General features: G+C 63.1%; 10 protein-coding genes. 7 read left to right on the forward strand and 3 right to left on the reverse strand.

Features of this window, described 5'->3' with window-relative positions:
• Window positions 1-42 precede the first annotated feature (42 nt).
• Complete coding sequence (locus DFS21_RS22725) at window positions 43-960, reverse strand: histone deacetylase (protein WP_111533189.1); 918 nt, start codon at window positions 958-960, stop codon at window positions 43-45.
• Window positions 961-1,098: 138 nt separating this feature from the next.
• Between DFS21_RS22725 and DFS21_RS22730 the strand changes: the two genes are divergently transcribed.
• The 4 genes from DFS21_RS22730 (at window position 1,099) to DFS21_RS22745 (ending at window position 4,349) form a co-directional block, all read left to right on the forward strand.
• Window positions 1,099-1,668, forward strand: a complete 570-nt coding sequence (locus tag DFS21_RS22730) for a GNAT family N-acetyltransferase (protein WP_111533190.1) — start codon at window positions 1,099-1,101, stop codon at window positions 1,666-1,668.
• Between the two features lie 91 nt (window positions 1,669-1,759).
• Window positions 1,760-2,629, forward strand: a complete 870-nt coding sequence (gene tesB / locus DFS21_RS22735) for an acyl-CoA thioesterase II (RefSeq protein ID WP_111533191.1) — start codon at window positions 1,760-1,762, stop codon at window positions 2,627-2,629.
• Entirely contained in the window at window positions 2,626-3,216 is a 591-nt protein-coding gene (locus DFS21_RS22740) for an HAD family hydrolase (RefSeq protein WP_110703144.1), read from the forward strand. Before tesB ends, DFS21_RS22740 begins: the two co-directional genes overlap by 4 nt.
• Before the next feature lie 122 nt (window positions 3,217-3,338).
• On the forward strand, window positions 3,339-4,349 hold the full coding sequence (locus tag DFS21_RS22745; RefSeq protein WP_111533192.1) for an NAD(P)-dependent alcohol dehydrogenase: 1,011 nt from the start codon (window positions 3,339-3,341) through the stop codon (window positions 4,347-4,349).
• A gap of 53 nt (window positions 4,350-4,402) precedes the next feature.
• Here the strand turns inward: DFS21_RS22745 and DFS21_RS22750 are convergent, their stop codons facing one another.
• The gene (locus tag DFS21_RS22750) at window positions 4,403-5,296 is read right to left on the reverse strand and encodes a GNAT family N-acetyltransferase (RefSeq protein WP_111533193.1); all 894 of its coding nucleotides are present in this window, start codon (window positions 5,294-5,296) and stop codon (window positions 4,403-4,405) included.
• A 690-nt stretch (window positions 5,297-5,986) separates the two neighbouring features.
• Complete coding sequence (locus DFS21_RS22755) at window positions 5,987-7,093, reverse strand: peptidase C39 family protein (protein ID WP_110703134.1); 1,107 nt, start codon at window positions 7,091-7,093, stop codon at window positions 5,987-5,989.
• 92 nt (window positions 7,094-7,185) lie between these two features.
• Here DFS21_RS22755 and DFS21_RS22760 point away from each other — a divergent pair, with 92 nt between their 5' ends.
• From DFS21_RS22760 to gabP, 3 genes are all read left to right on the forward strand, one after another.
• Window positions 7,186-8,772 carry a RimK family protein gene (locus tag DFS21_RS22760; protein WP_250888383.1) on the forward strand — a complete coding sequence of 529 codons (1,587 nt, stop codon included), beginning with the start codon at window positions 7,186-7,188 and terminating at the stop codon, window positions 8,770-8,772.
• A 12-nt stretch (window positions 8,773-8,784) separates the two neighbouring features.
• A complete protein-coding gene (locus DFS21_RS22765) occupies window positions 8,785-9,858 on the forward strand; it encodes a magnesium transporter CorA family protein (RefSeq protein WP_256591525.1) in 1,074 nt (357 codons plus the stop codon).
• A 353-nt stretch (window positions 9,859-10,211) separates the two neighbouring features.
• The gene (gabP, locus tag DFS21_RS22770; RefSeq protein ID WP_111533194.1) at window positions 10,212-11,606 is read left to right on the forward strand and encodes a GABA permease; all 1,395 of its coding nucleotides are present in this window, start codon (window positions 10,212-10,214) and stop codon (window positions 11,604-11,606) included.
• Window positions 11,607-11,727 lie beyond the last annotated feature (121 nt).

Raw genomic sequence — 11,727 nt, forward strand, 5'->3', positions numbered from 1 at the left:
CGGAGCACCTTTCTCGCAGGTTATCCACAGGCGGTTCCACAGTCATTGTGAACAACCGAGCACCCGCGCCGCGCTGTGGTGGAGGATGCCATGGCGCCGTGCCAGGGCTTGGCGGTCCTTGCTGTAGCCGCCACCGATCACCCCTACCACCGGGATGTCGCGGCCCAGGCACTGGCGCAGCACATGCTCGTCGCGGGCAGCGAGGCCTGCGTCGGTCAGTTGCAGGTAGCCCAGGGCGTCGTCCTTGTGCACATCGACGCCAGCGTCGTACAGCACAAGGTCTGGCTGGTACAACGGCAGCAGGTAGTTCAGCGCATCCTCGACCACTTTGAGGTAGGCGCTGTCATGCATGCCGCGGGGCAGGGGGATGTCCCAGTCGCTCTGGGCCTTGCGCGCGGGGAAGTTCTGCTCGCAGTGCAGCGACACGGTGATCGCCTCCGGCGTGTCGTGGAGAATGCGCGCGGTGCCGTCGCCCTGGTGCACATCGCAGTCGAATATCAGCACCCGGTGTACGCGTCCGGCCTCCAGCAGGTAGCGGCTGATCACCGCCAGGTCGTTGAAGATGCAGAAGCCGGCCGGGTGGTCGTAGTGGGCGTGATGGGTGCCGCCGGCCAAGTGGCAGGCGATGCCATGTTGCAGCGCTTGCTCGGCGGCCAACAGCGAACCGCCCACGGCGCGCACGGTGCGCCTGGCCAAGGCTTCGCTCCAGGGCAGGCCCAGGCGGCGCTGGTCCTCGCGGGACAGTTCGCCGTTCATGTAGCGCTCGATATAGGCACGGTCATGGGCCAGGGCGAGGATGTCGGTAGGGCAGATTTCAGGGCGCAGCAGGGCGGCGTCGGTAGTCAGGCCGCTGTCTACCAGGTGATCGCGCAGCAGGCGGAACTTGTCCATCGGGAAGCGATGGTCCGGCGGGAACTCGGGGCTGTAGTCGTCGTGGTAGATCAGCGGCAGAAGAGGCATGTCAGTTTCAGGTTGAGGGCAAGTGTCGATCTTGCCTGTTTTGCGGTGATCATGCTCGCCCATTGAAAAGGGGCTTCTGGACGCTGGCAACAAGTCCTACGCTGTACACTGCCAGACCGTGATTTCGGAGCCGCGCCGATGACCCCCATCCTCGAACTGGAAAGCCCGCGCCTGGTGCTGCGCCAATGGCAGGACGACGACCTGCGCGAGTTCGCCGCCTTGTGCGCCGACCCACAGGTGATGCGTTACTTCCCCGCACCGATGACCCGGGTCGAGGCGGCCGCGCTGATCGGCCGCGTGCGCGGTCATTTCAATGAATACGGTTTCGGCCTCTGGGCCCTGGAGCGCAAGGACAGCGGCGCCTTCATCGGCATGACCGGCCTGCTCAACGTCAATTTCGACGCGCCCTTCGGCCCGGCGGTGGAAATCGGCTGGCGCCTGGCCCACCGGCATTGGGGGCTGGGCTTCGCCAGCGAGGCGGCCTGGGCCTGCCTGCGCTGTGCCTTCGCCCAACTGCATCTGGACGAGGTGGTGTCGTTCACCACCGAGGGCAATTTGCCGTCGCAGAAGGTGATGCAGGCCATCGGCATGGTCCAGGACCTCGAGGGCAGCTTCGAGCACCCGCGCCTGCCACCGGGCGATCCGCTGCGGCCTCATGTGCTGTACCGCATCGACCGCGCCCGCTGGCAACAGAACCTGCGCGGCTGAATAGCTCGCCATTCGTACGACGGGACCAACGGCAAAACCCTGTATCATTCGCCGGCATAAACGCGCCGTATTGTCTTGCCAGGAGAACCCCATGAGCCACGTACTCGACGATCTGGTCGACTTGCTGAGCCTCGAGTCCATCGAGGAGAACCTGTTCCGCGGACGCAGCCAGGACCTGGGCTTCCGCCAGCTGTACGGTGGCCAGGTGCTCGGTCAGTCGTTGTCGGCGGCCAGCCAGACGGTCGAGGATGCGCGCCATGTGCATTCGCTGCATGGCTACTTCCTGCGCCCGGGTGATGCCAGCATGCCGGTGGTCTACTCAGTGGATCGTGTCCGTGACGGCGGCAGTTTCAGCACCCGGCGGGTCACGGCGATCCAGAAGGGCCAGCCGATCTTCACCTGCAGCGCCTCGTTCCAGTACGACGAAGAAGGCTTCGCGCACCAGGCATCGATGCCCGATGTGGTCGGCCCGGAGAACCTGCCCAGCGAGGTCGAGCTGGCCAGCGCCATGGCTGACAAGCTTCCCGAGCGCATCCGCGAGAAGGTGCTGTGCGCCAAGCCCATCGAGATCCGTCCGGTCACCGAGCGCGACCCGTTCAATCCCAAGCCCGGCGACCCGGTCAAGTACGCCTGGTTCCGTGCCGATGGCAACCTCCCGGATATTCCGGCGCTGCACAAGTACCTGCTGGCGTACGCCTCGGACTTCGGCCTGCTCACCACATCCTTGCTGCCCCATGGCAAGTCGGTGTGGCAGAAGGACATGCAGATCGCCAGCCTCGACCACTCGCTATGGTTCCACCGTGACCTGCGCGCCGACGACTGGCTGCTATACGCCACCGACAGCCCCTGGGCCGGCAATGCCCGTGGCTTCTGCCGGGGCAGCATCTTCAACCGCGCCGGGCAACTGGTGGCCTCGTCGACCCAGGAAGGCCTGATCCGCCATCGCAAGGACTGGGCATGAGCCTGGGCGACATTCGCCACTGGGTGTTCGACATGGACGGCACCTTGACGGTTGCCGTGCATGACTTCGCGGCCATCCGCGAAGCGCTCGAAATCCCGTCCGAGCACGACATACTCACCCACCTGGCAGCCTTGCCGGCAGCGGAGGCGGCAGCCAAGCATGCCTGGCTGCTGGAGCATGAGCGCGACCTGGCAATCGCCTCCAAGGCCGCCGACGGCGCCGTGGAGCTGGTGCGCGAACTGGCCCGACGCGATTGCCGGCTGGCCATTCTCACGCGCAATGCCCGCGAGCTTGCCCACGTGACCCTCGAGGCCATCGGCCTGGCTGACTGCTTCCCGGTCGAACATATCCTCGGTCGCGACGAGGCGGCCCCCAAGCCCAGCCCGGACGGGTTGTTGCAGATCGCCCGGGCCTGGGGTGTGAGCCCCGGTGCAATGGTGATGGTCGGTGACTACCGCTTCGACCTCGACTGCGGCCGGGCCGCGGGCACCCGCACCGTGCTGGTCAACTTGCCGGACAATCCCTGGCCGCAGCTGGCTGACTGGCACGCGGCCGATTGCCGGGCGTTGAGGGCGTTGCTCCGCTGACGGCCCTGTCGCGGGGCAAGCCCGCTCCCACGTGCCTACCATCGTGGGAGCGGGCTTGCCCCGCGATCATCCAGACCTGTCTAAGCTGCACTGCACCTTTTCCCACGATGGAGAACCATCCCATGAGCACCAAGGCCCTCTACGTCCTGTCCGGCGGCGGCTACGACAAGGTCCAGGTCGGCACCTGCGAAACCGCCGCGCCCAAGGCCGGTGAGATCACCGTGCGCCTGCACGCCAGCTCCCTCAACTACCACGACTTCGCCGTGGTCAGTGGCATGTGGGGGCCGAGCGAGCGGCGCATCCCGATGGCCGACGGCGCCGGTGACGTGATCGCAGTTGGGGCCGGGGTCAGTGAGTTCCAGGTTGGCGATGCCGTGGTCAGTACGTTCTTCCCCGACTGGCTCGACGGCCAAGCCCAGGTCGAGGGCTTCGCCAGCGTGCCGGGGGATGGCATCGACGGCTACGCCCGCGAACAGGTGACCGCCCGGGCCACCTCCTTCACCCTTGCGCCCAAAGGCTACAGTCATGCCGAGTCGGCGACGCTGACCACTGCCGGCCTCACCGCCTGGCGCGCGTTGATGAGCGACGACCACCTCAAGCCCGGTGACAGCGTGCTGGTGCAGGGCACCGGTGGCGTGTCGATCTTTGCCCTGCAGTTCGCCAAGCTGGCCGGCGCCACGGTGATCGCCACCTCGTCCAGCGACGCCAAGCTCGAACGCCTCAAGGCACTGGGCGCGGATCACCTGATCAACTACAAGGCCACGCCAGCATGGGGCGAAAAGGTCCGTGAACTCACCGGCGGCCGTGGCGTGGACCATGTGATCGAAGTCGGCGGCCCGGCCACCCTGGAGCAGTCGATGATCGCTGCGCGCATCGGTGGCCACGTGTCGTTGATTGGCATCCTCACCGGCGTGGCCGGGCAGTTGCCGTTGGTGCAGGCGCTGGTGCGGCAGATCCGCCTGCAGGGCGTGCTGGTGGGCAGCCGCGCCCAGCAGCAGGCGATGGTCCGCGCCATCGACGCCAACGGCCTGCGGCCGGTGGTGGACAAGCATTTCGAACTGGAGCAGATGGTCGAGGCGTTCCGGTACCAGGAGAGCAACCGGCATTTCGGCAAGATCTGCCTGACCTGGTGAAGGTCTGTGCAAGCCCTGTGAGGAGACGGTGCGCTGTTTGGCGGGGGACCCAGTCAGGTATGGGACAGCAATGGAAACATCAGCGTCTGCCCATCGACACTGGTGGATGTCGCGCCCCAGACGAACAGCGCATCATCGCTATCCACAACTCGGGTCGCGAAGCCATCGCCATGTAGCGGCGCAAACCCCAGCACCACCTCCCGGGTCGTTGCCGTGACCAGTTCAGCCAGCACATCGGCCAGCACCAGTTCGCGTTCGCAGAACACGTCCACCAGCACCATCCGCTCGCCATCATGTTCGATCACCACATAGGCCTCGTGCTCTGCGGAATGGAACACCGCCTCCCGGTATGGTCCATCGCAATAGAACATCGTCAGCGGCACATTCGGCACCAGGTTCAGTCGCGCCTGTGGACAACTCTTTTCCAGCGCATCGATGAAGCGTTGACGTTGTTCGCCATCATCCAGATTCACCGGGTGGAAGGTAGTGGCTCGTGGCTGCGCCGACCAGGGCTGGTAGTACTCGTGTTCGACCACTCGGCGAAAACCGAACCTGGGATAGAGATCGAGTACGGTGCTGTTGGCGAACAGGTACAGCAGGTCGCATTGGCCTGCCCAGCGCTCCACCAGCACTTCCATCAGATACCGGCTGTAGCCACGGCCTCGTGCTTCGGGCGCAGTTATCACCGTGCCGATCTGAACGCAGTGCAGATGTTGGCCACCGAGGGTGAAGTCGAGCAGGTTGGCCGAGGCGTTGGCCAGCATCTTTCCGTCGCGAACCAGTGAGCACGGCTGGTTGTCGGCTTGCCAGAAGCCGGCCTGGTACCAGGCTTCGAAGTCGAAGCCGTAGGTCTGGCGGGTGAGGGCGTTTAGTTCGGCGCGTAGAAGCGGGTCGTCTCGGTAGTGTTCAACCAGTTTGTGGGTGGGCTCGCTCAGGGAAACTGTCATGGCTTTCTCTGAAATTTTGGGTGAAGTACACGATATTAGCTATTGTTCTGAACGAGCGTTGTAATTAATTGTGCTTGAGTATGCCGCGTATTCAAGCTTGCAAGGCAGGCAATGCGTAGGCAGACTGGTTGTATTATTGTTGGTTAGAGTTTCGGTTTCCTCTTTCTAAATGTTTGACTCGTTGTCTAAGTTCTGCAATTTCGTTTTGCAGATGTCTTACCTTGTTTTTCGACTTGGCAAGTGGTGTATTGAAACGCTGTTGCCCGGCGTTAATCGAGAGAAGCTCACGACCTGCATCACCCATTTCAATGCCATCAACAGTATCCTGTGATCCAGTTGCTCGGTTGGGGGCGCTGATGGTGTCAACGGTTTCATGGACCCCTAGGACTATCAGTACGCTGTTAAATATGGCGGTAACAATACTCGTTGGATATCCAGAAGCTGCCGGTGGGCTTTTCCGCTTGCCGCATCAAGAGCGGGCTTTGCAGGCGGTCTGTGGCCAGCAAGGTGTTTGTCATGGTGAGTACCATTTGTAGTGGAAAACCCGGATGATCGCGATCTGTCGTGCTCAAGCTGATGACAGCCAAACTATCAGTGCGTAAAGGCCCGTGAAACTGCTAAAAATGACAGTTGCCCGGACCACCTCCTCACTGGGTTTGGTTGAGGTAAACGCATCGAATGCGGATGGCTTTACGCCCTACGTACCTCCCGTTCAAACACCACCACCGCCGCCCGCAACTTGCGTCCACCGAACAGGCTCATGCGCTGGAACTCCTGGTAGCTGACCGGCAGGTGCTGGCAGTCCAGGGCCTGCCGGTGACGAGCGTGGTCGGTGTCGGGGTCGTGCAGGTAGACGAAGTCGTCGTCGCAGGCGGTGACCAGCACCCAATGCGGCGCCTTGCTACCGGTCAGCCGGTAGTTGCTGATCAGCACCAGCGCCAGGCCGCCTTCGGCCAGTACCCGGGGCAGGTCGGGGGCCTGCCGGGCGACCTCCACGTCGCTGTCCTGCAATTCTGCGCAGAAGTCCTCATGAACCAGGCGCATGACCTCCTTCTTGCCGGGCTGGCGCACGCCATCGAGAAACAGCGGCCCTTCGGTATTGAGCAGCAGGCGCACGCGAAAGCCCCGACGCCATGCGGCCAGCGCCAGCCCGTGGGGGCTGCAGCCGCCGTGGCCGGAGGTCATGAACACGGTGGTTGCCTCGCGCCACAGGCGCAGTTCCTCGCGGCGGCTTGGCGGGCGCTGCGATCGCAGCGCGGCCATGGCCATCAGCAGGCAGGCCGGGCCGCAGGTGAAATCGGTGGTCTGGGCGTAGTAGGGAACCGGTCGCGTCTCGCCCGCCGGGTGCTGGAGGATGCGCTTTTCGTAGCGCAGGGCGCTGGTGTGGTCCTCGTAGTAGTCGTCGACCTGGGCGAAGCGGCGGTAGCCATGGCGTTCGTACAGGGCAATGGCCTTGGGATTGTCGGTGCGTACCTCAAGACGCAGGTAGGCGCGTTCGTGCTCCAGAGCGCAGTGTTCGGCCTGTTCCAGCAAGCGGGCGCCAAGGCCATGGCCACGCGCCTGTTCGGCAATGGCGATGGAATACAGCCGGGCCAGCGAGGTGCCACGGTGGAAGAGTAACAGTGCATAACCCATCAGTTGTCCGTCGCGTTGCGCCACCAGCAGGCTGGCGTTGGCGTGGGACAGCATCCAGCGAAAGCTGCGCGGGGTCAGTCGGTCGATGGCGAAGCACTGGTTCTCCAGCGCCAGCAGGGCCGGCAGGTCGTCAACAGTTGCCAGGCGAAATTCGATGTGCATAGGGCCGCCGTAAAAGTTGCGTAATGAAACGGGACATTCGAAAAACTTCGTGCTTAATAGAAACCGTGTCTACCCAACACAGGGCTTCAATCATGTCTTCGTTTCAGGAACCTTTACCTGGCTGGCCCGGGGAAAGTTCACACTCAAGTACAGCTGGTGTTATTTATCCACTGACGCTGGATAATAAGTCAAGTCAGCTGGTGATCATCGTTGAACGGCGTGAGGACTGGGCTTCGTACCTGCCCAGCGAGGACGTCTTGACGGCCCAGGAGTACCTGGAGGAGCCACGCGAGGCCGATAACGGCAAGCGTGTCCAGGTAATAAACCTATGTCGTAATTACAAGTATCTAGGTCACGGTTATTATTGTTCGTTGTTGGCCGAGGCGCGAGGGCATAAAGTCATTCCCTCGGTCAGAAGTATCAGTGAGTTGACCCGTAAGTCGTTATACGGATTGGCCCTCGACGACATGGCGCGCAGCCTCGAGAGTGCCTTGGCCAATCACCCCTATGGAGAAACCGAAGGGTTCACCCTGACCCTGTATTTCGGCCGTACCGATCTGGAACCGCTGCAGGACATCGCCCGCCAGCTGTTCGAAAGTTTTCCGTGCCCGATCCTGCTGGTGGAGTTCCGCAAGACCAGCACCTGGCATATCGCCGGGGTCAAGGCCGGTGCGCTGCACAAGTTGCGTGAAGACCAGCAGGACCCGTTCGCCAACGCCCTCGATGGCTTCAGCCGCAGGATCTGGCGCCAGCCACGCTCGCGCCGGGTGGCGCGATACGACCTGGCGATCCTCCACGACCCTGACGAAGCGCTGCCGCCTTCCAACCCCAAGGCACTGGAACACTTCATCCGCGCCGGGCGCCAGTTGGGGGTCGATGTCGAGCTGATCGGCAAGAAGGACTACGCCCGCCTGGCCGAGTACGACGCGTTGCTGATCCGCGAGACCACCAGCGTCGACAACCACACCTACCGCTTCGCCAAGAAGGCCGAGAGCGAAGGGCTGGTGGTAATGGACGACCCGGCATCGATCCTGCGCTGCACCAACAAGGTGTACCTGACTGACCTGCTGCGCAGCCATCGCCTGGCCATGCCGGCCAGCGAGATCCTCTACCGCGACAACCCTCAGGCCCTGGAAGGCATCGGCGAGCGGTTGGGCTTTCCGCTGGTGCTGAAGATCCCCGACGGCTGTTTCTCCCGGGGCGTGATCAAGGTCAAGGACCCCGGCGAACTCCAGGCCGCCACCGCCGACCTGTTCGAGCATTCGGTACTGCTGCTTGCCCAGGAATACCTCTACACCGAGTACGACTGGCGTATCGGTGTGCTCAACCGCAAACCGATTTTTGCCTGCCAGTACTTCATGTCCAAGGGCCACTGGCAGATCTTCAACCACCAGGCCCAGCGCGACGAGGTCAACGGCGAGTGCCGCACCCTGGCCGTGCACGAGGCGCCGCGGGCGGTGGTGGAGCTGGCGGTCAAGGCCGCCAACCTGATCGGCGATGGTCTGTACGGCGTCGACCTCAAACAGGTCGGCGAGCGGGTGGTGGTAATAGAGGTCAACGACAACCCCAACCTCGACGCAGGCATCGAAGACGCCTACCTGCATGACGACCTCTACACCCTGGTGCTTGAGGAGTTCATCCGCCGCCTGGAGCAGAAGCGCCGGGGGCAAGCCTGGTAACGAGGTGCTGGCATGATCGAAAGCTATAGCCTGGCCCATGGCCAGTTGCGCAAGCGCGAAGGACTCGATTGCGAGGTGCTGCTGTTCGTAGAGCCGGACAGTGCTGAGCGAGAGCTGTTGCAGGCTTGGTTCCACCTGGATGCCCATGCCCTGGCTTCGGCACTCGACCCGGACGAGGTGTCACGCATCGAACTGCACCGCGATGGCCTGTTCCTGATCTGGAAACGCCCGGAGAGCTACACCGGGGGCGACAGCTTCGCCTTCCAGGTGTCCTCGTTCGGCATGCTGATGGTCGATGGCCACCTGGTGCTGATCGCCCCGGACGCCTCTCTGCTCGACGGCCTGGGGCAGCGCCATGCGCTGCACGAGCCGATGGATGTGCTGCTGGCCATCCTGCTGGACAACCTGCATCACTACCTGGGGCACCTGAAGGTGATCAAGATGGTCGCCCGCGAACTGCAGCAGCGCTTCGAGCAATCGCTGGAGAACCATCACCTGATGCAGATGTTCAACCTCAGCGAGAGCCTGATCCACTACATCAACGCCATCCACAGCAATGGCGCGGTGCTCTCGCGCTTGCGCGCCCATGGCGAGAAGCGCCATTTCAACCCCGAGGTGCTGGCCCTGATCGACGATCTGGTCATCGAGAACAACCAGTGCCACAAGCAGGCCGAAATCTACTCGACGGTGTTCGCCGGCTTGATGGACGCCCGCGGCAACCTGGCCAACAACGCGATGAACGAGACCCTGCGCAAGCTCACCCTGATCAACGTGGTGTTCCTGCCACTGAACCTGATCGCCAGCATTGGCGGCATGTCCGAGTTCAGCATGATGACGGCAGGCGTGCCCTGGTGGCTGGCCTATGCCGTGCTGGTGCTGGCGATGATGTTGCTGGGCGTGCTCATGGTGCTGGCGCTCAAGCGCCTGGCCCGTTCGGGCAGACACCGCGGTCCTGTGGGAGCGGGCTTGTCCCGCGATAGCGTCAGCCCAGGCAAAGAGGTTTTCCCTGTAATCGCAATCGCGGGGCAAGCCCGCTCCCACGCCATACCTGATGCATGCAACGCCATGAACGGGAGAACGCCATGAGCAATCTGCAGATCGGCCTGATGATCGTCACGGTGATCGTGGTGTTCGCGGTGGTGAACTTCTACTGGGACTACCTGCGTGACCGCGACTGACGCAAACAGGCATGTCCGGGGGCTTGACTGACGTGCACGGGCACGCGGTGTCGTGATCGAACAGTTGTCTGACGTTTTCGAGCATTTTGCTCGCGCCGCGCCCAGCTTAAAGTGAAGCCCGCATCCCCATGGTGCGTTGCCCCGGGCGCATGAGAAGGCCGTAACAGAGCGTGCGCAACGTACTCCGCCCTTAGCCGAGGAGACCGTTTCGCCTACGCCTGCCCGTCCCTTCCTTGTGTCAGTAAAAAGAGAACAAGACCAATGAACACCGTGGGAACTGATGGCAACCTTGCTCAAGGTTTCAAGCCACGTCACGTAACGATGCTGTCCATCGCTGGCATCATCGGCGCGGGACTTTTCGTCGGCTCCGGGCATGCTATCGCGGCTGCCGGGCCCGCCACCATTCTTTCCTATTTCGTGGCCGGCACCCTGGTGGTGCTGGTCATGCGCATGCTCGGCGAAATGGCCGTGGCTCACCCCGACACTGGCTCGTTCTCCACCTATGCCGACCAGGCCATCGGCCGTTGGGCCGGTTACACCATCGGCTGGCTGTACTGGTGGTTCTGGGTGCTGGTGATCCCCATCGAGGCGCTGGCCGCGGGGCATGTGCTCAACGCCTGGTTCCCCCAGGTAGACAGCTGGATCTTCGCCCTGGCCTCGGTGCTGTTGCTGGCCTGCACCAACCTGTTCAGCGTGGCCAAGTACGGCGAGTTCGAGTTCTGGTTCGCCATTCTCAAGGTCACCGCGATTCTCGGCTTCATCGGCCTGGGTTTTGCCGCACTGGCAGGCTGGTTGCCGGAGCGCGAGGTCAGCGGGTTGAGCACGCTGGTCGACGAGCATGGCGGCTTCGCCCCCAAGGGCTGGTCGGCGGTGGTGGGTGCCTTCATCACCGTGATGTTCAGTTTCATCGGCACCGAGGCGGTGACCATCGCTGCCTCCGAGTCCAGCGATCCGGCGCGCAACATCGCCAAGGCCACCCGCTCGGTGATATGGCGTATCAGTACTTTCTATATCCTGTCGATCTTCGTGATCATCTCGGTAGTGCCGTGGAACGACCCGCAGCTGGCAGTGGTGGGCTCCTACCAACGTGCGCTGGAGATCATGAACATCCCCAACGCCGCGCTGATGGTCGACTTCGTGGTGCTGGTGGCGGTGACCAGCTGCATGAACTCGTCGATCTACATCGCCTCGCGGATGATGTACTCGCTGGCCAGGCGCGGCGATGCGCCAGCGCTGCTGAAGAACACTTCACGGGTCGGTGTGCCGCGTGCGGCGGTGTTCGGCAGCACCCTGATCGGCGCGGCGATCGCCATCCTCAACTACTTCGCGCCCAAGGGCGTGTTCGAGTTCCTGCTGGCCAGCTCCGGCGCCATTGCCTTGCTGGTGTACCTGGTGATCGCCATTTCGCAGTTGCGCATGCGTGCACGGCTGGAGCGCGAAAGCGCCAACCTCAAGTTCCGCATGTGGCTGTTTCCCTGGCTGACCTGGGCGGTGATCCTGTTCATCGGCGGTGCACTGGCCGTGATGATGTTCACCGAGGAACACCGCGCCGAGGTCACCGCCACCTTGAGCCTGGCGATCGTGATCTCGTTCCTCGGCATCACCACCACCCGGGGGCATGCGCGGGGCGCCGCAGCAGCAGGCTCTGTGGGTTGAGGTGAGTCCGGGCTTGCCCGCAACGTGGCAAGCCCGCGCCTACGCGTTGCCATGACGATTCCCGGAAGATTTGCGGGGTTTGGCAAAGCCCCGAATCTTCATCGGCGTGATATATCCGTGC

This window comes from Pseudomonas sp. 2848, assembly GCF_003253945.1.
Taxonomy (GTDB): domain Bacteria; phylum Pseudomonadota; class Gammaproteobacteria; order Pseudomonadales; family Pseudomonadaceae; genus Aquipseudomonas.

Excerpts from the sequence above, each read along its gene's own strand:
- DFS21_RS22725 (WP_111533189.1), bottom strand. The coding sequence starts at position 960 with ATGCCTCTTCTGCCGCTGATCTACCACGACGACTACAGCCCCGAGTTC.
- DFS21_RS22730 (WP_111533190.1), top strand. The coding sequence starts at position 1,099 with ATGACCCCCATCCTCGAACTGGAAAGCCCGCGCCTGGTGCTGCGCCAA.
- tesB (WP_111533191.1), top strand. The coding sequence starts at position 1,760 with ATGAGCCACGTACTCGACGATCTGGTCGACTTGCTGAGCCTCGAGTCC.
- DFS21_RS22740 (WP_110703144.1), top strand. The coding sequence starts at position 2,626 with ATGAGCCTGGGCGACATTCGCCACTGGGTGTTCGACATGGACGGCACC.
- DFS21_RS22745 (WP_111533192.1), top strand. The coding sequence starts at position 3,339 with ATGAGCACCAAGGCCCTCTACGTCCTGTCCGGCGGCGGCTACGACAAG.
- DFS21_RS22750 (WP_111533193.1), bottom strand. The coding sequence starts at position 5,296 with ATGACAGTTTCCCTGAGCGAGCCCACCCACAAACTGGTTGAACACTAC.
- DFS21_RS22755 (WP_110703134.1), bottom strand. The coding sequence starts at position 7,093 with ATGCACATCGAATTTCGCCTGGCAACTGTTGACGACCTGCCGGCCCTG.
- DFS21_RS22760 (WP_250888383.1), top strand. The coding sequence starts at position 7,186 with ATGTCTTCGTTTCAGGAACCTTTACCTGGCTGGCCCGGGGAAAGTTCA.
- DFS21_RS22765 (WP_256591525.1), top strand. The coding sequence starts at position 8,785 with ATGATCGAAAGCTATAGCCTGGCCCATGGCCAGTTGCGCAAGCGCGAA.
- gabP (WP_111533194.1), top strand. The coding sequence starts at position 10,212 with ATGAACACCGTGGGAACTGATGGCAACCTTGCTCAAGGTTTCAAGCCA.